The 20999-nt window shown below is 56.7% G+C and carries 16 protein-coding genes; 13 read left to right on the forward strand and 3 right to left on the reverse strand.

Annotation, left to right across the window (positions count from 1 at the left end; translation table 11 throughout):
* The first annotated feature begins 81 nt into the window (after positions 1 to 81).
* The 7 genes from HMPREF3044_RS00980 (at position 82) to hisG (ending at position 7009) form a co-directional block, all read left to right on the forward strand.
* Complete coding sequence (locus tag HMPREF3044_RS00980) at positions 82 to 906, forward strand: undecaprenyl-diphosphate phosphatase (RefSeq protein WP_034989043.1); 825 nt, start codon at positions 82 to 84, stop codon at positions 904 to 906.
* A 451-nt stretch (positions 907 to 1357) separates the two neighbouring features.
* Positions 1358 to 2605: a cysteine--1-D-myo-inosityl 2-amino-2-deoxy-alpha-D-glucopyranoside ligase gene (gene mshC / locus HMPREF3044_RS00985; RefSeq protein ID WP_070738950.1), complete on the forward strand. Its 1248-nt coding sequence runs from the start codon at positions 1358 to 1360 to the stop codon at positions 2603 to 2605.
* Positions 2606 to 2684: 79 nt separating this feature from the next.
* Positions 2685 to 3065, forward strand: coding sequence for a hypothetical protein (locus tag HMPREF3044_RS00990; RefSeq protein ID WP_034989040.1), 381 nt, complete (start codon positions 2685 to 2687; stop codon positions 3063 to 3065).
* A gap of 380 nt (positions 3066 to 3445) precedes the next feature.
* Complete coding sequence (locus HMPREF3044_RS00995; RefSeq protein WP_005390067.1) at positions 3446 to 4738, forward strand: MFS transporter; 1293 nt, start codon at positions 3446 to 3448, stop codon at positions 4736 to 4738.
* A 99-nt stretch (positions 4739 to 4837) separates the two neighbouring features.
* Positions 4838 to 5545 carry an HAD family hydrolase gene (locus tag HMPREF3044_RS01000; protein ID WP_239170939.1) on the forward strand — a complete coding sequence of 236 codons (708 nt, stop codon included), beginning with the start codon at positions 4838 to 4840 and terminating at the stop codon, positions 5543 to 5545.
* Positions 5546 to 5660: 115 nt separating this feature from the next.
* On the forward strand, positions 5661 to 5924 hold the full coding sequence (locus HMPREF3044_RS01005) for a phosphoribosyl-ATP diphosphatase (RefSeq protein ID WP_005393943.1): 264 nt from the start codon (positions 5661 to 5663) through the stop codon (positions 5922 to 5924).
* Positions 5925 to 6163: 239 nt separating this feature from the next.
* On the forward strand, positions 6164 to 7009 hold the full coding sequence (hisG, locus tag HMPREF3044_RS01010; protein WP_005390070.1) for an ATP phosphoribosyltransferase: 846 nt from the start codon (positions 6164 to 6166) through the stop codon (positions 7007 to 7009).
* A gap of 166 nt (positions 7010 to 7175) precedes the next feature.
* On the opposite strand, the gene HMPREF3044_RS01015 is transcribed toward hisG, so the two are convergent.
* Both HMPREF3044_RS01015 and HMPREF3044_RS01020 read right to left on the reverse strand, forming a co-directional pair.
* Positions 7176 to 8507, reverse strand: a complete 1332-nt coding sequence (locus tag HMPREF3044_RS01015) for a C1 family peptidase (protein WP_005393942.1) — start codon at positions 8505 to 8507, stop codon at positions 7176 to 7178.
* Positions 8508 to 8525: 18 nt separating this feature from the next.
* The gene (locus tag HMPREF3044_RS01020; protein WP_005393940.1) at positions 8526 to 9857 is read right to left on the reverse strand and encodes a C1 family peptidase; all 1332 of its coding nucleotides are present in this window, start codon (positions 9855 to 9857) and stop codon (positions 8526 to 8528) included.
* Between the two features lie 1216 nt (positions 9858 to 11073).
* On the opposite strand from HMPREF3044_RS01020, the gene HMPREF3044_RS01025 reads away from it, so the two are divergent.
* From HMPREF3044_RS01025 to HMPREF3044_RS01035, 3 genes are all read left to right on the forward strand, one after another.
* On the forward strand, positions 11074 to 12384 hold the full coding sequence (locus HMPREF3044_RS01025; RefSeq protein WP_005393938.1) for an anaerobic C4-dicarboxylate transporter: 1311 nt from the start codon (positions 11074 to 11076) through the stop codon (positions 12382 to 12384).
* Between the two features lie 545 nt (positions 12385 to 12929).
* Positions 12930 to 14360, forward strand: a complete 1431-nt coding sequence (gene aspA / locus HMPREF3044_RS01030; protein WP_005393936.1) for an aspartate ammonia-lyase — start codon at positions 12930 to 12932, stop codon at positions 14358 to 14360.
* 762 nt (positions 14361 to 15122) lie between these two features.
* Positions 15123 to 16799, forward strand: coding sequence for a formate--tetrahydrofolate ligase (locus tag HMPREF3044_RS01035; protein WP_005393934.1), 1677 nt, complete (start codon positions 15123 to 15125; stop codon positions 16797 to 16799).
* Positions 16800 to 16919: 120 nt separating this feature from the next.
* Here HMPREF3044_RS01035 and HMPREF3044_RS01040 read toward each other — a convergent pair whose 3' ends face one another.
* Positions 16920 to 17762, reverse strand: a complete 843-nt coding sequence (locus tag HMPREF3044_RS01040; protein WP_005393933.1) for a RecB family exonuclease — start codon at positions 17760 to 17762, stop codon at positions 16920 to 16922.
* A 178-nt stretch (positions 17763 to 17940) separates the two neighbouring features.
* Here HMPREF3044_RS01040 and HMPREF3044_RS01045 point away from each other — a divergent pair, with 178 nt between their 5' ends.
* The 3 genes from HMPREF3044_RS01045 (at position 17941) to HMPREF3044_RS01055 (ending at position 20972) form a co-directional block, all read left to right on the forward strand.
* Positions 17941 to 19212 carry a M18 family aminopeptidase gene (locus HMPREF3044_RS01045; RefSeq protein WP_005393928.1) on the forward strand — a complete coding sequence of 424 codons (1272 nt, stop codon included), beginning with the start codon at positions 17941 to 17943 and terminating at the stop codon, positions 19210 to 19212.
* A gap of 2 nt (positions 19213 to 19214) precedes the next feature.
* Positions 19215 to 19694 (forward strand): hypothetical protein, encoded by a 480-nt coding sequence (locus HMPREF3044_RS01050; protein ID WP_005390086.1) that lies wholly within the window; start codon positions 19215 to 19217, stop codon positions 19692 to 19694.
* A gap of 441 nt (positions 19695 to 20135) precedes the next feature.
* Complete coding sequence (locus HMPREF3044_RS01055; RefSeq protein ID WP_005390088.1) at positions 20136 to 20972, forward strand: tRNA (adenine-N1)-methyltransferase; 837 nt, start codon at positions 20136 to 20138, stop codon at positions 20970 to 20972.
* Positions 20973 to 20999 lie beyond the last annotated feature (27 nt).

Consider the following 20999-nt stretch of genomic DNA (forward strand, 5'->3'; position numbering starts at 1 on the left):
TTGGTTTGGCGACGGTGTATGGTTGCACCCGTGATTGCTACGGAACTAGCCGCCGACGCAGCGGCTCACACCGCCGACACGATGACGTGGGGACAAACGATTGTCCTGTCCATCGTGCAGGGCCTTACCGAATTTCTCCCTGTAAGCTCCTCCGGGCACCTTCGCATTGTCAGCGAACTGCTCTACGGCCATGATGCCGGCGCTTCCTTCACCGCCGTTGTCCAGCTCGGCACGGAGGCTGCCGTCCTGGTGTACTTTGCCAAGGAAATCTGGACGATTATCCGCTCCTGGTGCATCGGTCTGGTGAATAAGGAAAAGCGCGACTTCTACTACCGCATGGGATGGATGGTCATCTTTGGCACGATTCCCGTTGGTGTTCTCGGGTTCCTAGGCAAAGATCTGATCCGTGAAAATCTTCGCAACCTGTGGATCACAGCAGGTGTTCTCGTGGCCTTCTCCTTCGTCTTCATCTGGGCAGAAAAGGTGGGATCCAAGAAGCGTGGCTACGACGAGCTGACTATGCGGGACGCAATCCTCATGGGCTTTGCGCAATGCCTCGCCCTGATTCCTGGCGTTTCTCGTTCCGGAGGCACGATCTCCGCAGGCCTTTTCCTCGGTCTGAACCGCGAGGTCGCGGCGAAGTTCTCGTTCCTGCTCGCGATCCCCGCAGTGCTTGCCTCCGGGCTGTTTTCGCTTCCCGATGCCTTCGCCCCCGAAGCCGGCCAGGCCGCAACGGGCGCGCAACTTCTTGTGGGCACAGTTATCGCCTTCGTGTTGGGCTATGCCTCCATCGCATGGCTGCTGAAATTTGTTTCAAACAACTCGTTCTCCTGGTTTGCCGCTTACCGCATCCCCGTCGGTATCTTGGTCATGATTCTGCTGGCAACAGGCGTTTTAGCAGCCTAGTCCCCGTACCCATCCGTCCACAGCCCCTCCGCGCTCGAATCAAGGTCGCCGGAGGGGTTTCGCCTATCATCGTCCGCTTCCTATCTCCGTCCGCGTCCGCGAGCTTCTGGCCGTTTCCAATCGCTTACCGTTTCCTCCTGTAGATTTGGTTGCTTTCCCCACGGTGGCCCTTTGTCCGCCCGCACCAGTTCAGTGCCGGGGGGCTTGTCTGGAGCGACTCTGGATTTTCTTCCGGTCAGGCACCCTCCGGGCGGCTTTTAGGCACCTGGGTGATCTCTCCTCTCTAAGCTCCCTGTCCCTTTTCAGTGCGTCGGCTTTTCGACGTTTCGTCGTTACGGAGTTCGGTTACCCCCGGGTTTGCCCGCGTACGATGACTATGCAGTCCGCGCAAGAATACGCCCGCGAGGTGCGAAGTAGCCGGATTGTTGGGGTGACAACTAAGGTGGGTGGCATGCAATCGTGGCCTGTACCTGAACATTCCGCTTTCGACTCACTGACCGGCACACCTGTGCCTCTGAACCTTTATGATTCGGCCGATGACCGGATCAAGCCTGTGAAAGCGGGTAAAGTCGCCACCATGTACGTGTGTGGCATTACACCGTACGACGCGACCCACCTCGGCCACGCCGCTACATACCTCGCTTTTGACCTCATCTACCGGCAGTTGAAGGCTAATGGCCACGACGTTCACTACGTCCAGAACGTGACCGATGTGGACGATCCGCTCTTCGAGCGCGCCGAGCGCGACAACGTCGACTGGCGAGAACTGGGCACCTCCCAGATTGACCTCTTCCGCTCCGACATGGAAAAACTCTCTGTATTCCCGCCACAGGACTTCGTCGGCGTGCAGGAAGCCGTGGATGAGGTTATCGATATGGTTCAGGAGCTCATCGATAAGGGCGTGGTGTACGCCATTGACGATCCCGAATACCCCGACCTCTACGTCCGCGTGAACGCAACCGAGCAGTTTGGCTACGAGTCCCGCTTCAGCCGTGAAGAGATGCTCGACGTGTTTGCCGAGCGCGGTGGCGACCCCGAGCGCCCGGGCAAGGAGGACCCGCTCGACGCCCTCGTGTGGAAGATGGCGCGACCGGGGGAGCCCTCCTGGGACGCGCCGTTTGGTGCTGGTCGCCCGGGCTGGCACATTGAGTGTTCCGCTATCGCACGCAACCGGTTGTCGGTGCCCTTCGACATCCAGGGCGGTGGGCGCGATCTTGTGTTCCCGCACCATGAGTTCTCCGCCGCACACGCGGAGGCGGCCACCGGCGAGCCCCGCATGGCGGGGCACTACGTGCACGGCGGAATGATCGCCCTCGACGGTGTGAAAATGTCGAAGTCCCTCGGCAACCTCGTGTTTGTATCCAAACTGCTGGAAGAAGGCCACACTCCCGCAGCGATCCGCCTGTCGGTGTTTAGTGGTCACTACCGCGCCGATAGAGATTTCTCGGGAGCAATCCTTAAGCAGTGCGAAAGCCTTGTGGAACGGCTGCGGGCAAGCGTCGACAAGCCATCAACGCGAGCAGAGGCCGAGGCCCTCGTGACCGAGATCCGTGAGGCCCTAGCCGATGACCTCGACACACCACGAGCCATCGCTGCCATCGAAGCGTGGGCGAACCGTGAGTGGACAGGAGACTCCGACCCGGAGGCCGGTTGCATCGTTGCTAGCGCACTCGATGCCCTCCTCGGAATCAAGCTGTAAGTCCTGGAAGCGTTGCAGATTGGTGACGTACCGCGCGTTGAACGTGCGAAAAGACGGTATATCGGAGACAATGGAGCACATGAGTATTCGCGAGAGCATGCAGGCAAGCGTTGACGAGTTCATCGCCAACCTGGAATCCTACGCAACAGGGTCTTACCTCAGGGAGAACGAAAAGGAATTCTGGGAGCAGCCCTTCGATCCTGCTGTCCTTCCTGAGCTGCGGAGCATCGTCGAGGCATTCCTCGACAGCCTTGACCGGCTCGGTGATGAGCCGTCACAAGAGGCCATCCACGGTGTTGTCAACGGATTCATCGATCGGACGCAGGCCTTTGATGACACGAACGCCGGCGCTGTCATTGAGCCCGAGGAAGAAAACGACCTCAACCTCTTCATTCACCGCGCTTTGGAAGCAGGCGGGTTCGACGAGGAGACCATCGCTTCCACACCGGAGTTCGAGTAACCGCCCGAAGCATTGGCGGGGCAGCGACCTCGCGCTCCTCATCAGGGATGTCGGTACCGCCAGGTTTCCCACCTCCGAAAGGCGGCGATGAAACCCGGCTACATGCTTCTTTACCCACCTTCACTGTCACACGTCTTGTTCGAGAGTCCGTGGGGTGGGTTTTAGTCTGCGAGGACGTGGCGGGCTTTTCCGCATGGGCGGGCTAGATGGGCGCTACTGTATGCGGAGGTTCGGTGGGAGCTCTCGCATGCGAGGAGTGGCTACGCGGGTGTTGTTAGGGGGCTTGCCATGAACAGCCGGACTCCGTACCTCCTGTCTGGCTCTCGTGGCGCTCAAGGGCGGGTTTTGGTGGCTGGGGTAGAACGTCTACGGTTGAAACCATGGCACAAGAGCAGACCTCACGTGGCGGCACGCAATCTACCGCTGCGACCATTGAACAACTCAAACCCAATGAGAAGCGCAACGGTCGCGCGTACGTCACGGCCATGGGGCTGCAGGGAATCGGCGACCAGCTAGTCAACGCAAAGACAGTGCTGCCCTGGGTCTTCTCCGCCACAGGGGTGCCCGCCTTTATCACCGCGTTGCTCGTTCCGATCAGGGAATCCGGCTCGATGCTCCCTCAGGCCGCCATCACCGGCTGGGTTATCAGCAAGAAACGGCGCGCAACAGTATGGTCCATCGGTGCCATTATTCAGGCCCTGTCAGCCATTGCCATGGGCCTGGCCATTGGTCTTACCCGCGGAGTACTTCTCGGACTGCTCGTCATCATTTTCCTGGCCTCATTTTCCACCGGGCGCGCAATCGGGTCTATTTCTTCCAAGGACGTCCAGGCACGGACGATTTCCAAAGGTCACCGCGGCCGACTTACAGGGACCTCGACAATGATCGCCGGCATCATCGCCATCACCGTGGGCTTAGCCATCCGCGCCCGCGGTCACGATCTCTCCGTCGGCTTCCTCGCCCTCCTGATCGCAGCCGGTGGCGTGTGCTGGTTGTTGGCAGCGTTGGTGTTCACTCGGATCATCGAGCCAACACCCGAAAACAGCGCTTCGAAGGGGAACGGATCCAACTGGGTGAAGGATTCCTGGACGCTTCTTGCCACCGACAAGCCCTTCAGGCGGTTCGTCATCGTGCGTGCGCTGCTGCTCGCCTCTGCTTTGTCACCCGCGTTCATCGTGGCCTTGTCCTCACGCACATCGGATGTCCTCTCCGGCCTTGGCTCCTTTATCGTCGCCTCTGGTCTCGCCAGTCTCATCGGCGGGCGGGTCTCCGGAATACTCGCGGACACGTCCTCACGGAACACGATGGCCTACGGTGCGCTAGCCACATCCATTGCTTTGCTTGCCATCGTCGGGCTCAGTTACATTGACTTGATCGCCGCATGGACGCTGCCCATTGGCTTCTTTGCCGTCACCCTCATCCACACCGGTGTCCGCGTCGGCCGCAAAACGTACGTCGTCGACATGGGGGAAGGTGACCAGACAACCCAGTACGTCGCCGTCGCTAACACTGCGATGGGGGTTATCCTCCTTATCGTCGGCGCTATCTCCGGTGTCATCGCCATGGCCGGAGCCCGCGCGGCACTCGTCGCGCTTGCGCTCGTCGGTATCGTTGGGTTCTTTCTCGCCCGTTCCCTCCCTGATGTCTCCGTACGCTCCTCCGAACGTTCTTAGTACGCCTCCGATACATCGGAAAAGTCCTCATTGTGCACGGAGAGCTGTGCGTCGGATATAGTCACCTAGGACAGATTGTTGAATGACACACCAACGGAAGTGGTGCACGCAGTAGCAATGGCGATGAAAGCGATCTTTTTCGATATGGACGGAACTCTTGTGGATTCCGAACCCCTCTGGGGTCAGGTAACCGCAGAGTTCTCCCGTCGCCTTGGACACGAGATGACCGACGAAGAGCTGTACGCGACGATGGGTGGGTCCTTCGACCACACGGTCACCTACGTCGGAAAGCTTAACGGGCGGACGTTCAACGCTGAGGAGCGCAAAGAACTCATGCGCGTGTTCTACGCCGAGGTCATGCAGCTCATGAAGGACGTGCTCGTTCCTAAGCCCGGTGTTGTTGAACTCCTGGAGTCGGTCTCCGCGGCAGGTATTCCCCAGCTCGTAACCACCAACACGTACCGCACGCTTGCCGACGTCGAAATCGCCGCCGTAGGCACCCATTTCTTCTCGTCCTCCGTCGCCGGTGATGAGGTGGAAAACGGCAAACCGGATCCCGAAATGTACCTCAAGGCGGCAGAGATCGTCGGAGCTAAGCCAGAAGAGTGCCTCGTCTTTGAGGATTCCGTTGCGGGAATGACCGCCGCAAGAGATGCTGGATGCGTAGTCATCGGCCTTCCTCCCAGCCACGGCGATGCCATCGATGGTGTAGCAACGCTGCAGGAGCTCCACGGCTCCGATTCCTTCGAGGGAGTCACCGTCGACACGTGCTCAGTCTGGTTCACTCAGCTTGGTAGCAACGCTTAGCCGGAGCTAAGGCGGACTGGACGAGCTCTGCACAGCCATAGTCGGGGGTAAAACGCGTTAGTTTGTGGCTGGAACCAGGCACGGTAGGCGCGTTCGTGTGGCACAATGATTTGGTATGAAAACATTTGACTCTTTGTTCCAGGAGCTCGCTAACAAAACCGCTGAAAGGCCGGAGAGATCCGGCACCGTGCACGCGCTGGATCAAGGCGTCCATTTCATTGGCAAAAAAGTCATCGAGGAAGCCGGTGAGGTTTGGCTCGCCGGCGAATACCAGTCCGATGAAGAGCTCGCCGAGGAGATTTCGCAGCTGTTGTACTGGTCCCAAGTCATGATGATTAAGCGGGGCTTGACCACCGACGATGTCTACAAATACCTCTGACGTTCAGACGCTGCAGGTTCCTGCCTTCGGCTAACTCCGACCAACTTCGACCGACTTCGACTAACGCGAAAGGTTTATCGGAAGCCTCGCCCTCCTAGGCGAGGCTTCCACTGCAGGTGATCACTGACAACCACGTCAGGTCTTAAAAATCCGGGTGATGGCTGATTATTGACTACGCATCGCCCATATTCTTGACACATCCAATTTTTTAACGCTTAAAAGAAAAGAGCACTAACGGCATGCTGCGAATCGCTGTACCGAATAAGGGGTCTCTCAGTGAGGTGGCTATGGAAATCCTCACCGAGGCGGGCTACGCTCGCCGCCCCGATTCGAAAACACTCACTGTTCTCGATAAAGATAACGAAGTCGAATTCTTTTTCCTTCGCCCAAAAGATATCGCCATTTACGTCGCTGGTGGCCAACTCGATATCGGCATCACCGGCCGCGACCTGGCGTTGGATTCACAGGCTGACGTTGAAGAGCTCCTACCACTGGGGTTTGGAAACTCCCGTTTCTTTTTCGCGGCTCCAGCCAACCAAAAGTGGTCAGTAGGAGATCTAGAGGGGAAGCGGATTGCGACAAGTTACCCACACCTTGTGCGTGCTGACCTCGCTCGGCGCGGAATTCAGGCTACCGTCATCCGACTTGACGGAGCAGTGGAGATTTCCATTCGCCTCGGTGTTGCGGATGTCATTGCCGATGTTGTCTCGACTGGACGGACTCTGCGTCAGCAAGGTCTGGCTACATTCGGAGACCCACTCGTGAGCTCTGAAGCAGTTATTTACGGCCGCCGTGGCCGCGATGTAACAGAGGCGATGCGCATTTTCATCCGCAGAATTGAAGGAATTCTACGTGCACGACGGTTTATGATCCTCGACTACAACTGTCCCAAGAGTCTCCTTCCCAAGCTCACCACCATTACACCGGGACTGTCAGGAGCTACCGTGTCTCCACTGGCTAAAACAGACTGGGTTGCCGTGCGCGCTATGGTACCTAGGGCACAGGCAAACACCATCATGGATGCGCTATCTGCCGGCGGGGCAGAGGCAATCCTGGCCACGGATATCCGAATAGCCCGCTTGTAACACACGCGAAAAAGCCGGTCTGGTTCACAGTCACTCTGCCGAACCAAACCGGTTTCGCTTTATATTCAGGTGCTATCCGTCGCAGCGAGCATCCGCCTTCGTGCCGCGCAATGTCGGTCAGCGACAAGAAAGCGGAGCGGGTGTTTCTATCACGGTTGGTCTACGCCTATGCGAGAGCCCCCATCGGATCCCATACGGGCAGAACAATCGGTTCTCCGCCGATGGCCTCTTGATAATCTGCGGGAAGCAGATCACGCCGGACTGCTACAGCAAAGACGTACTCATCAAACCATGAATCGTTCATGGTCCAAAAGCCCTTGTCTGCCTTATCAGGGCCCCACGAGTTCTCCACACGCCAACGACGAGGAACCTTTTCCTCCGACTCATCCACACCAGTGAAGACCATGGCGTGGGTCATGAGTGAATCGCCGGAAATGACCCGTTCTCGTTTGTCCATTCCAAGCTCAACGCCGTACACGCCTTCGTAGTCCAGCACGTGTGCGTCCCAGACCCCGAGTGTGCTCTCTGCCTGTTGCAACGTATCGCAGCCGAACCAGACGGAGGTGCCCTCCGCAAGCGTGGCAGCAACTGCCTTCTTCATAACCTGGATATCCGCGTTGAGGTATGTAACCGGCGTGGCACCGACGACGTTGCCCAAATATTCGACGGTGAGGATATCCTTTGGCGCGTGCCGTGGATCATTGACCACGCACACGAAATCGTCAAGGTTGACAGTGACGTACGTGTCCTTGAACTCGAGGGGCGTCATCGTTCCCTTGCGAGTAAACGCATTATCCTTGTCTCGATACTGCCAGACGAATTCTTTCGGGGGAGTACCGAGGTGAATGGTCAGCACGCGGTACGCATCCTCCAAAGCCTGCCGCTTCACGGAGGCTCGTTCTTCTTCAGACTCGGCCTTGCGGAGCAGGTACGCGCCTCTGCGCAATACAGTGGACAGATCGCGATTCATTGCCCGCGTGTCTGACGATGAATTTGTATCCGGCATCGCATATTGCGGAACGATTCCGTACTTATTGATGAGCGCCACGAGCATGTTCCACTGGCCACCGTCCTCAATAGGAGCCTGCAGGAGGTGTGCCACCGTGCGGTCAAGGATGTCGCGTTCGCGCAGTTCCTCCATTGCCTCTAGGAAGTAGTTTGCTTTTTCAAGCTTGTCCCAGAAGTGAATGAAGGTCTGGGAGAGCTCAAAATCCTTTACCTTCGTTTCCTTCATGATGGGACCGCGCAGCATGTTCATACCTGCGAAAATCCAGCAGCGACCAGACTTCTTTTGGTTAGCAACCGCCCAGTCATCCACCTTCGTGGAAACACTGGTGTCGATGCCAGAGAGAATGTCCCGGTTGACCGCGAGCTTGTCCACGCCTGTTGTCGTGACAGCGTTGCGGGAGACGCGGAATGATCGGTCTGCCTGCAACTTTTCGTTTTCCGCCCTAATTGCATCGAGGGATAGTCCGCGTGTGCTCTCGTTTGTAGCCATTGTGTTTGTTCTCCCTTCCTAGCTCATCGGATCCCAGCAGGGCAACAGGATGCCTTCGCCATCCCATGCCTTCAGCAACTCTTCTGGCGCGTACTTTCTCCTCACGACGACTGAGAAGACGTTGTCGCGGAACCAATCGCTCGTCATCGTTCCGTAGCCGTCGCCACCGAGTTTCACTCCCTTGTGATCCTCATTACCCCAGGAATTTTCCACTCGAAAGTGACCGGACTGCTCATCAAAGCCAGTAAGAACCATGGCGTGAGTAGGAGCCTCCTCCCAGGTCAACATCCTTCCTGCGCGGTCGAAGGCGAGATCGATGCCGTAAATATCGGGAAGATTAATCAGGTTGCGATCCCACATCCCAAGGATTGCGTCGAACTGGGTGTTCACATCACAGCCAAACCAGACGGGATCGGACTGTGCGATGGAGTCAATCGCTGCCTGACGCACGACCTCGATATCAGCGTTTACGTACCGGTAAACGGGGGTGCCCCAGACGTTCGTCGCAAGTTCGGTGTCGTACGCCTGGTTGACCTTGTGCTCCGGCCGGGCATCGAAGGCAATTTCAACGAATTGGTCGAGATCGGGGAGGTATTTCTTTGCGAACTCTTGTGGAGTGAACTCACCTTCGCGGTGGAAATCGCCATCCTTGGTGCGGTATTGCCACACAAAAGATGTCGGCGGGGTGCCTAAGTGGATGCCAACGACACGCTGAATAGCTTTCATGGCCTCGTCAATAGAACCATTTTCCATTACGGTTTTTCGGACAATGGTGTGAATGGCACGGTTCATCGCAGGCGTATCGCCAGCCGAGTCAGAATCGGGCATTGCGTACGAGGGGACAGCGCCGTACTTAGCAACGAGGTTGTTGACGTAATTGAACAGGCCACCGTCACCTGCGGCGCCGTCGAGCACGAATGCAGTCTCGCGGTCACCGAGATCGATTCTGCCGTCATCGGTTCGGGCAGCGTGGGGCTCTTCATTGCCAAGCAAATAGTTAAGGGCAAAGTAGGCCTTTTCCAACTTGTCAAAGTACTGCAGATACGCCTGAGAGAACTCAAACTGCTCGAGATTAAGTTCCTTGGCTATCTTCTGCCGGTACATGTTGAGCGCGGCAAACATCCAGCAGCGTCCAGAGGTCTTCTGGTTCGTTACCTTCAGAGAATCGAGTTTGACTTCGATGGTGGGGTCCAGGCTGACTACCTTGTCCCTGTCCAAGGCGACCTTGTTTACGCTACATGCTGTGACAGCGTTTCGCGCGACGGCTACCGTGGGGTCTTCGGCCACCTTCTTCTGAATCTCCTGAACGCAGTCTCCGGTAAGAGGCTGCTTACGCATATCTTGTTCCATACCCTCCTTTATACGCCTGACATGCACATCTTTTGGGAATTATCGATGGTTTTCGGTACAGCATCCCGAGTGGCGGCATTTGCGGTGCTCGATGGAGGTGGACATGCCGTAGCGAACCGCTCTTTCACAACCTGAACGTGGGGAGCAAAGGAGCACAGTGGACAAGGTAGGGGGACACCGGACGCTCGATTGTCACGAAAAGAAGATGTTTGGGAGGAGGAGTAGTTCAGAGTTAATGCCTGACATTGGCCGGAAGCATGTGTGGAATGCCTAGTTAGTGTTTGAGACTCGTACTGGCGCCGAGTGGCACAGCTCACCAGCACGTAACGGGACTGAAGAAGAGCTGCATGGTCACATGCGGGGCTGTACAACCCCATGTGGGGGGTAAAATCTTACGTTTAAGCCAAAGACAGGGGAGTATGCCCTCACCACGATGTGACTATAGTGATGGAAATCACCCTAGTTGATCCCTAATTTCCGCATCATTATTCACAGACGACTATCTCTAATGAATAAATACCGCAGAGGTGACTGTTAAAAAGCGCCCCCAGATAGGTTCTTACCTCCGATCTCGCCACATTCAATTGCATTCCTGCATAAAAACTGCCCGGATTCCAACTCATTTCGCGGTAAAACTATTTATTTTGGTTGTTAAAAATGTCTGTTGAACAGAACGTTTGGCAGATAGGTCTTACCTAGCTATCGTGATGTTGTTCCTACGAAGCAGTAGGCAAGAGGTTCGTCTCACGAACTGAGGGTGACGTGTGTCCATTCGCCATTTTCGCGCAAGCCGAACGCTTAACCTGTGCAATAATCGTGGGGTAGCTACTCTTATAGTGGCTACAGGGTGAAGTACAAGGAGCCCGGTGCATCCGCAGCAGGTTCCCCGGGACCCTCACCGTATAACCTAATAAGCCGTTGAAGTTCTAAGGATTGATTAACAATCCCCCTTATTGAATAGCCATTTTCTCTAACGCTACGTGGCCCGTGCCAGGTAGCGGACACAGTACGAAAGGGGCTAGGAGAGAACTGCGAGGCGATCGAGTCTCCATCGCTTTTCTTCGTGCCACGCGCTTCCTGGCGGAGTCGTTTGGCGTGTTGGGTTTAGAGATGGGATAGTGACGACCTATCGGTCATGATCTGGATGGTCCGGAAAACGGCTTTTGAGACCTAAACATTTTACGCCTTTTGATTAGACAAAAGGAGAAAGCATCTCATGCTTGTCGCACTACAAATAATCATCGTCATCGCAGCCATCGTTCTCGGCGCGCGATTGGGCTCCATCGGCATCGGCTTTGCCGGCGGCCTCGGTGTACTCGCACTAGGTATCGCCGGTGTCCCCGTAACAAAAGAAGACATTCCGTTCGATGTCATCGGCATCATCATGAGCGTCATCGCGGCGATTTCCGCGATGCAGCTCGCCGGGGGCCTAACTTATCTTGTACACGTCGCAGAAAAGATTCTGCGCAGAAACCCGAAGAACATTACTTTCCTTGCTCCGATCGTTACCTACCTGATGACCTTGCTTGCAGGTACTGGACACACGGCGTTTTCCACGCTCCCCGTGATCACCGAGGTGGCGAAAGAAGGAAAGGTTCGCCCGTCCAGGCCGTTGTCCGTGGCCGTTGTCGCTTCCCAAATGGCGATTACGGCATCACCGATCTCCGCAGCCGTCGTCTTCATGGCCTCTGTGCTTGAGCCACTCGGCGTTGGATATCTCCAGCTTCTTGCCGTAGCTATCCCTTCTACTTTCCTCGCTATCTTCCCCACGGCTTTGATTTCTAACAAGATGGGTAAGCAGCTTGAGGACGATCCCGTATACAAAGAGCGTCTCGCAAGCGGTCTCGTGCAGCCTCCAGCTCGCCAGAAAGACTACGTCCCGCCGGCAGGAGCAAAGCTTAGCGTTGGTATCTTCCTTGCTGCCATCGTTATCGTGATGGTGTACGCCACCCTTATCTCCGACCAAATTGGCCTGATCCAGAACCCCACACTTCCTCGCAACGAAGCCATTATGTCGATCATGCTGGGAGCCGCCACCATTATCGTCCTAGCGTGCAAGCAAAAGGCCGGAGAGGTTCTCAACACGCAAGTGTTCAAATCCGGTATGTCTGCCGCGGTTTGCGTGATGGGCGTTGCATGGTTGGGTACGACCCTCATCAATCAGTACATCGACCAGATCAAATCTGCATCCGGTAGCGTACTCACCGATTACCCGTGGCTCCTCGCAGTGATTCTGTACTTTGCTGCGTCCCTCCTGTACTCCCAGGCCTCTACCACCAAGGCGCTCATCCCAGCAGCCTTGGCTGTGGGCGTCAGCCCGCTAGCAGCAGTTGCAGCATTCCCTGCGGTTTCCGCGCTGTTCGTTCTCCCCACGTATCCGACGCTCCTTGCGGCAGTGGAAATGGACGACACCGGATCGACTCGAATCGGCAAGTACGTGTTTAACCACCCGTTTATCGTCCCAGGCACGGTATGCATCGCCATCGCAGTTGCCCTGGGGTTCCTGTTCGGTTCAGTCATTCTCTAGCAGACCTATAGCTAGCATCGGTCCTTCCCATCCACGCTGGCTGTTTCCGCTGTTTTGTTTTCACCACGGTCAGACCCGGCGGGCTGAGGAAACGGATCGAGGAGAGTGGCACAGCGATGACGATCCGCAGAATTTAATCTTCATATCGGACTGCTCACTACTGGATAGAATCCTCCTCGCCTAGTCGAGCAATGATAGTCCCCAGTTGTGGCTGTTCCTCCGTCAACTCACATGAAAAGGTGGTGTATTCGTTAGTCGTAGCGCGAAAGGAGAAACGACATCGTCTCACGTCCCTTGCGTTTGCTTTCCTACCCTCTAAGGGGTGGAGCTCAACAAAATGGTTGAACAATTATTTCGCAGCGTAGGGCAGGTAAGACACGATTTCACTAACAAAAAAGCTTGCCAAGATAGTATCCACGCAAAAGACAGTGGCATACTTAAGAACGTAGGACAAGCCTCCATATAAAAGCAGGTAATCTGCAATTTCCCAACCTCACGTTTGCCGTGATTTGTGGCAAACAATCTGAATAGAAAGTATCGAAAAAGTGGTAGACACTAACAAGTCCACTCGCACCGAAGAAGACCTCCTCGGAACGATGGAGATCAACAACGATTACTACTACGGCATTCACACCCAGCGAGCCATCGAGAACTACCAGATCTCCGGCGTAACCGTTAACTCCCAGCCAGATTTCATCCGGGGCATGGTATACACCAAGAAGGCAACCTCCATCGCCAACAACCAGGTGGGAGCACTGGAGAAGGAAAAGAGCGACGCCATCAACTGGGCATGCGACCAGATCATCAACGAGGGCGCGTGCATGGATCAGTTCCCGATCGACCTGTTCCAAGGTGGCGCCGGAACGTCGCTCAACATGAACACCAACGAGGTCATCGCCAACCTTGCTCTTGAGCACCTAGGCAAGGAAAAGGGCGAATACGATGTCATCCACCCGAACGATGACGTAAACATGAGCCAGTCCACTAACGATGCCTACCCGACAGGCCTCAAGCTCGGCTTCTACGCCGGTGTCCAGACGCTCGTCGCAGAGCTCGAGAAGCTCATTTCTTCGCTCTCTGCAAAGGGCGACGAGTTCGCATCCGTGTTGAAGATGGGCAGGACGCAGCTGCAGGATGCTGTCCCCATGTCCCTCGGTCAAGAGTTCAGCGGTTACGCTCACACGCTGGCAGACGAAATCGACAACCTGCAGCACGCCGCCAAGGAGCTTCTCGTTGTCAACCTGGGCGCTACCGCCATCGGCACGGAGCTCAACACCCCGGATGGATTCACCGAGGCAGTTACCAAGGCGCTCGCTGACGTCACTGGTCTTGATATCTCTTCCGCGCCCGACCTTGTCGCTGCTACCAGCGATCAAGCCTGCTACGTTTCTGTTCATGCTGCGCTTCGTCGCCTCGCTATCAAGCTCTCCAAGACCTGCAACGACCTTCGTCTCCTGGCCTCCGGACCGCGAGCAGGCCTGAAGGAGATCAACCTGCCCGAGCGTGCCGCAGGTTCGTCCATTATGCCGGCCAAGGTCAACCCGGTTATTCCGGAGGTTGTAAACCAGGTTTGCTTCAAGGTCTTCGGCAACGATGTCACCGTTGGCTACGCCTCGGAGGCTGGCCAGCTTGAACTCAACGTGATGGAGCCCGCCACGGGACAGGCAACTTTCGAGTCGCTGACAATCCTCACCAACGCGATGAAGACGCTGCGTGAGAAGTGCATTGACGGAATCACGGCTAACCCCGAGATCTGCAAGAGCCACGTTCACAACTCCATCGGCACGATTACCTACCTCAACCCCTTCATTGGGCACGCAGCTGGCGACAAGATCGGCAAGGAAGCTGCAGAGACGGGTAAATCGGTTCGCGAGCTCGTCCTTGAGCATGGGCTTCTCGACGAGGAAACCCTCGACAAAGTTCTTTCCGATGAAAACCTCATCAACCCGTCTATGGACATCGCTCCCAAGAAGTAGTCGGCTGCGCCTTCTACGTGGCGCTCCATCGACTTCCCCCTGCCTCCTGCGAAATATATTCAGCTCATCGTTCTCCATCAGGTGAGTCGCACCACGGTGGGGGAGGGAAAGGCCACAGCCCCTCGGGGTTGTGGCCTTTTTGCGAATATGTACTGCTGCTGGTTTGCCTTTCCCGGCCGGGTCAGCTCTCACCCCACTCACATCGCTCACTCCACATCTACAGGTTCGCGTTAGGATCGCTTGCGCTACACACCTCCCAGATGTCACAAACTCCCAGACCTCACACGCACCACAGAGATCGCGGGAGATCCGGGGGTCGCGAGTGCCATCAGAAAGCGCGCAGTTTCCGAGCCAGAGTGAATATGGAGTGAAGATGGTTTGTCGGAACTTTTCCCCGCCTTTGCTTAGAGATCAGGACGCGTCGTCCAAGACCGGGGACCCCTCTGCTACCTTGGCCTGATACCCCATTAAGGGGTAGAGCGGTTGTTATCAGAAATGTAAGAATAATCACCCTTGAAAGGCGCACATTTTCGGCATCCACTGCTTTGTATCGAGATTCATGAAGCTGAGCAGACATGCGCTCTATCTGATATCACCATTATTTCAGGCCATTTACAGATCTCCGCTCCGTTTAGTGACCTAACATTTGGTGACATCTTTAGAGTATTCGCACATTCGGTCCCGAGAGGAATTCCCCCACAGCCAACCTGCAAACCAACATTTGCAGAACGACAAAGTCCAAATATCGGTACTCTCATATGTATGACAGAAAAAGTCCCATCAGATGTTGAAATTGCACAGGCACACAAGGCCCTTCCCATCACAGAGATTGCGGAAGCTGCAGGAATTCCCCAAGAAGCACTGATCCCGTTCGGCACCAACAAAGCCAAGGTGGACATCAACTACGTCAAGGACCATGGCGAGAAGGCAAAGGTCATCCTCGTCACAGCGATGTCTCCGACACCAGCGGGCGAGGGCAAGACCACCACGCTCATCGGTCTCGCCGATGCCCTTAAGCTCGAGGGCAAGAACACCTTCGTCGCTCTGCGTGAACCTTCGCAGGGCCCGGTCATGGGCATAAAGGGTGGTGCTGCCGGTGGCGGTTACGCCCAAATCGTCCCGATGGAGGAGATCAACCTTCACTTCACCGGCGATTTCCACGCTCTCGCTGCTGCAAACAACACCCTGGCAGCTCTCATCGACGCCCATATCCACAACGGCAACGCGCTGAACATCGACCCCCGCCAGATCACCTGGCGCCGCTGCCTCGATGTCAACGACCGTTCCCTGCGCCACATCGTCACCGGCCTCGGCGGCAAGGCCCAGGGCACCCCAACGGAAACCGGGTTTGACATCACTGCAGCATCGGAAATGATGGCAATCCTCTGCCTCGCGTCCGACTACAAGGATCTCAAGGAGCGCATCGGTCATATCGTCGTTGGCTCCACCTACGACGGTAAGCCGGTTCAGGTCTCTGAGCTTGGCGTCGAAGGTGCTCTCACCGCACTGCTCAAGGATGCCATCCACCCGAACCTGGTACAGACCCTCGGCGGCGTTCCGGCATTCGTCCACGGCGGCCCATTCGCCAACATTGCTCACGGCTGCAACACGCTGACTGCGACGAAGACGGCCATGAAGCTCGGCGATTACGTGTGCACGGAAGCCGGCTTCGGTGCTGACCTCGGTGCCGAGAAGTTCTTCGACATGAAGGCTCGCTACGGCGACATCAAGGTCGATGCGGTTGTCCTGGTCGCCACCATTCGTTCCCTTAAGTACAACGGTGGTGTTACCCGCGAGGATCTCACCAAGGAAAACCTCGAGGCTCTTGAAGCCGGTGTCGTCAACCTTGAGCGGCACGTCGAAAACGTCCGCAAGTTCGGTGTTGAGCCCGTTATCGCTCTCAACGACTTCGTCTCCGACACCCAGGCCGAGCGCGACTTCATGAAGGAATGGGGCGAAAAGAATAACGTCCGCGTCCTTGAGTCCAAGGTCTGGGAGAAGGGCGGCGAAGGTGCCCGCGAGCTCGCCAAGGCCGTCATCGAGGTTGCCGAAAGCGGAAAGAGCGATTCTCACCCGCTGTACGACTTGGAAGATGGCATCGAGGCCAACATCGAAAAGATCGCAACGGAGCTGTACCACGCGGACAATGTCCAGTACTCTGCCAAGGCTCAGAAGGACCTCGCGTTCTTCAAGAAGAATGGCTGGGACAAGCTGCCGGTCATCATCTCGAAGACCCAGTACTCCTTCACCGATGATGGCTCGAAGCTCGGTGCACCCGAGGGACACACCCTCCACGTTCGTGAGCTGCTGCCGAAGATCGGTGCAGGCTTCATCGTCGCCCTCACCGGCAACGTGATGACACTGCCTGGCCTCGGAAAGACCCCGGCTGCTCTGAAGATCGACATTGACGATAACGGAACAATCTCCGGACTGTTCTAGTCGCAGCAAATAAGCGGCCTCCACTTACGTTGGAGGCCGCTTCTTCTATATCTGGGGCCTTCGAACACCGCTGCGAAGAAAAATTGCAGGTAGAGATGGAAACTCTATCCCAGATCTGGACTAGTCCTCGTTGGGCCACCCCGGGTACTCCGGCGGCGTGCCACCAAAAGCGGGGCAGATGGACTGGTAATCGCACCAGCCACACAGTTTGGACGTGCGGGGTTCAAACTCCCCGCGCGCGCCTTTGTGCTTGATTTCGTCCCAGGTCTGGACCAACTCACCAGCAAATTCTTCGAGCGTCGCCTCGTCAGGGCTTAAGGTGAGATCGTCCCCTACAGCCAGGTACATGAGGCGCAGCTGGGCCGGTATCACGCCGTACAGGCACCACCACACGAGGGCATAAAACTTCATTTGAGCCATCGCGTCGTCGGCAAATCGCGGGCTCGGCTTCTTTCCCGTCTTATAGTCGACAATCCGGACCATGCCGTCCGCGTTCACATCAACGCGATCGATAAAACCGCGGAGAGGAACATCGTCGCGAAGCGTCGTCGAAACAAATTCCTCCATCCGGTCCGTCTCTAGCCCCTGCGGATTTTCCATCATGAAATAACCCTTAATGAGCCCACGGGCTTGGACAAAGAAATCCATCTCCTTGTGCTCGGGAACAACCTCGGCATTGCCGGGATCCTCCGCCTTCATTTTTTCCCACGTAGGAACGATGAGTTTCACCGCAGTAGGGTAGGTGCGCTCCTCCGGGGGCAGGCCCATGAGATGCTCGAGGACAGCATGCACGAGTGTGCCCTTGAGCTGATAGTCCTTCGTCTCCGTGGGAATCTTGTCTATCGCTCCGAAACGGAAAGACAGAGGGCACTTTTTGTATTGGCTCACTCTTGACGGTGACAGTGCCACCTTAAACCGGCGGAAATTCTCGTTCGCTTTTCTACTCACAATATCTTCCAGCATACTGAACAGCCTGTGAGAAGGAAGCACCTCGCTTGACAAGGGTATCCACGTAGGCGAACAACAAGCCCTGGATATAACTTTTGGTTTTCCGCCCTTGGCACGCTCTTCTACGACCGGCTAGCCCTGGGGGACTGTTGCCGCTAAGGAAATACGTAAGCTGCCGGGTACCCTTAACATTATGAGTGCGTTCACTGAGTACGTTGATGCGAGCCCCAGCTCCTTCCACGCAGCTGATGAGGCTGCGAAGCTTTTGACTAACGCCGGGTTTACCCAGCAATCCATCGCCGGCGAGTGGGACAACACTCCCGGTGGACACGTGATGACGGTGGGGGGCGCTGTCCTTGCGTGGTGGATCCCGGAGAAAATTACGATTCAGCCGATTCGTATCGTCGGCGCCCACACGGATTCACCAGGTTTTAAACTAAAGCCCCAGCCGGAGTGGGTCACCTGCGGGTTCAGTCAGGCCGGGGTCGAAGTTTACGGCGGTGCCATCCTCTCCAGCTGGTTCGACCGGGAACTGGTTCTCGCCGGTACGGTCACGCTTGCCGACGGCTCCTCCCAGCTAGTTTCAACGCCTCCCGCCCTGCGCATTCCGCACCTAGCCATCCACCTCGACCGCTCTGCTAACCAGAGCTTCGCCCCAGACAAGCAGTCCCATCTGCAGCCGATTGTTGACGTCGTCGGAGATCCCGCCGTCGGAGGCGAGCCAATGGGGGTCCTCGAACTGGTCGCCCGGGCTGCCGACGTGCGCGCCCGTGACATCGTCTCCTATGACCTCATAACCTGCGATTCCCAGCCCGCTGCCACCACCGGTGCCGCAGGTAACCTCATCGCGACGGGCCGTCTCGATAACCTATCCAGTGTCTGGCCTGCAGTCACCGCGCTCATCCAGGCGACGGCACAAGCCCCTGATGCGATTCTTATGGCCTGCTGTTTCGATCACGAAGAGGTGGGAAGCTCGTCCCGTACAGGTGCGGGTGGCCCATTGCTCAAACAAGTCATCGACAGAATTCTCGCTGCTGCTGGATTGTCTTCAGACGAAAAGTACCGCGTTATTAACTCGTCCATAATGGTGTCTGCGGATGCAGCCCACTCTGTGCACCCCAATTATGTGGAGCGCCATGATCCACACGTGTACCCAGTGCTTGGTGCTGGCCCCATGGTCAAGTACAACGCGAACCAGCGCTATGCCACGACGGCCGAATCCGCTGCTGCTTTTATTCGTGCCTGCGACCGTGCGGATGTCCCCGTCCAGGAGTTTGTTTCCAATAATGACGTGCCGTGTGGCTCGACCATTGGACCCATTTTCTCCACTCGGACAGGTATCAACACGGTCGATGTCGGCATTCCGCTGCTTTCCATGCACTCCGCACGCGAGCTCTGTCACGCAGATGACATCGACTATCTCACCGCCGCTCTCCAAGCCTTCTACGAAGGCGAGGAGGACTAAACATGCGCGACCAAGTCGAGTTTGTAGAAAACCTCTACCGTAAGTTCGAGGACACAGAATCCCACGACAAGGTGCGGTTCGCCGCATGGTGCCTTCATCGGGCAGCGTGCCTACCCATCACCGCAGGCGTAAACCTAGATGAGCTGAAACGTGTCGCAGGGCAGCTGTGGGACGGGGACGATCCAGCAGGCGACGAAGCCACGATCACTATTACAGCGCTCGACCAGACTGATGACGACGCACAGGCTATCGCCGATGAGCTGACAGAGTCCGTAGTGGACGCACGTTTAGCTCTCAACGAGAACGATGCCGAGGCGACCGCACGCTGTGCCGAGCACAACCTCACTATCCTCACTTTTGCGACCTACCCCGACCACGAAAAGGTGGTGGCCAAGGAAATGGATGACCAGTCCAAAGTCGCTGAAAAAATCATCGCCGCCGAAGCTGTCACCATTGATTACCTTGCACCCGGCGCGGAATAGTACGTGGACGCACAGAATTACCATTGGCCTAACGCACTAGAATCTGCGTTCAGGTGCTTTGTCAGCGGCCAAGGCCACAGCACGGGTGAGGCTGCATCGACGAGCGCTAAGTTTTGCAGACATCCTGTGCCGACGAGCATACTGTTTGCCTGCTACGCCGTTTTCTGCCACGCTAATTTCTGGCACGCTCATGTCCGGCATGCTTATGTCCAGCACGCTGTTCTACAGCGTCAACGGTCCCTGGTGTGCCGCGTCAGCGGTGTGAACGTACTGTTACGGCAAGGCAAACGGGAAGCACGCCGGAACGGCTCTTGCTCCGCTGCTTTGTAACGGCGTCGGCACTGCCTTGGCTAGGCTGTTTCGGCTTGGCTCAGGTGTTCGCAGGCGAGATACCAGTCCGCATGGTGTCCGCTGGCTTAGACTTTTAGGAAGGAACCTTTTATGGCTTATTCCGGCCCTTTTGAGGCGGGAGACCGCGTGCAGCTAACTGACCAGAAGCGTAGGCATCACACGATTGTCTTGCAGCCTGGAGAAAGCTACTTCACGCACAAGGGCGAGATCCGCCACGATGACATTATCGGGGCCCCCGAAGGTAGCGTTGTGGAATCCACGCTAGGGGAGGAGTACCTCTGCTTCCGCCACCTCATGGTCGACCACGTCCTCTCCATGCCCCGTGGCGCGGCGGTGATCTACCCCAAGGACACCGCGCAGATCCTTGTCGAGGGTGATATTTTCCCAGGCGCAAAGGTTCTTGAGGCAGGGGCGGGCTCCGGCGCACTATCTATGGCGCTTCTCCGCGCCATTGGGTCGACGGGCAAGCTGATCTCCTACGAGATCCGCGAGGATCACCTCGCATTCGCGCGGTCAAATGTTGCAGAATACTTCGGGCACGAGCCCGAGCAGTGGGATCCTCGCCTCGGGGATCTCTCGGAGGTTCACCTGGACGATCTCGACGGTCCCGTCGACCGCATCATTTTGGACATGGTGGAGCCGTGGACGTGCATCGACAACGTCGCCGAGCTGCTGCATCCAGGTGGAGTGTTCATGACGTATGTGCCGACAGTGCCACAGCTGATGAACATTATGGAGCACATCCGGGACAAGAAGTGCTTCACCGAACCGCGTGCCTGGGAGACCCTCCTGCGCGAGTGGCGCGTGGAGGGACTTGCTACCCGCCCGGAGCACCGCATGAATGCACACACGGCGTTCCTCGTGTGGGCGCGGAGGCTTGCCGACGGTGTTACCCCTCCCCGCCCCAAGCGTCGCGCGCGGAAATAGGCTGGTAGCAGGTACCGAACCGGAGCA

The organism is Corynebacterium sp. HMSC073D01, from assembly GCF_001815555.1.
GTDB classification, from domain to species: Bacteria; Actinomycetota; Actinomycetes; order Mycobacteriales; family Mycobacteriaceae; genus Corynebacterium; species Corynebacterium glucuronolyticum.

Coding starts and splice junctions, on each gene's coding strand:
- HMPREF3044_RS00980 (WP_034989043.1), top strand. CDS start 82: ATGACGTGGGGACAAACGATTGTCCTGTCCATCGTGCAGGGCCTTACC.
- mshC (WP_070738950.1), top strand. CDS start 1,358: ATGCAATCGTGGCCTGTACCTGAACATTCCGCTTTCGACTCACTGACC.
- HMPREF3044_RS00990 (WP_034989040.1), top strand. CDS start 2,685: ATGAGTATTCGCGAGAGCATGCAGGCAAGCGTTGACGAGTTCATCGCC.
- HMPREF3044_RS00995 (WP_005390067.1), top strand. CDS start 3,446: ATGGCACAAGAGCAGACCTCACGTGGCGGCACGCAATCTACCGCTGCG.
- HMPREF3044_RS01005 (WP_005393943.1), top strand. CDS start 5,661: ATGAAAACATTTGACTCTTTGTTCCAGGAGCTCGCTAACAAAACCGCT.
- hisG (WP_005390070.1), top strand. CDS start 6,164: ATGCTGCGAATCGCTGTACCGAATAAGGGGTCTCTCAGTGAGGTGGCT.
- HMPREF3044_RS01015 (WP_005393942.1), bottom strand. CDS start 8,507: ATGGCTACAAACGAGAGCACACGCGGACTATCCCTCGATGCAATTAGG.
- HMPREF3044_RS01020 (WP_005393940.1), bottom strand. CDS start 9,857: ATGGAACAAGATATGCGTAAGCAGCCTCTTACCGGAGACTGCGTTCAG.
- HMPREF3044_RS01025 (WP_005393938.1), top strand. CDS start 11,074: ATGCTTGTCGCACTACAAATAATCATCGTCATCGCAGCCATCGTTCTC.
- HMPREF3044_RS01035 (WP_005393934.1), top strand. CDS start 15,123: ATGACAGAAAAAGTCCCATCAGATGTTGAAATTGCACAGGCACACAAG.
- HMPREF3044_RS01040 (WP_005393933.1), bottom strand. CDS start 17,762: ATGCTGGAAGATATTGTGAGTAGAAAAGCGAACGAGAATTTCCGCCGG.
- HMPREF3044_RS01045 (WP_005393928.1), top strand. CDS start 17,941: ATGAGTGCGTTCACTGAGTACGTTGATGCGAGCCCCAGCTCCTTCCAC.
- HMPREF3044_RS01050 (WP_005390086.1), top strand. CDS start 19,215: ATGCGCGACCAAGTCGAGTTTGTAGAAAACCTCTACCGTAAGTTCGAG.
- HMPREF3044_RS01055 (WP_005390088.1), top strand. CDS start 20,136: ATGGCTTATTCCGGCCCTTTTGAGGCGGGAGACCGCGTGCAGCTAACT.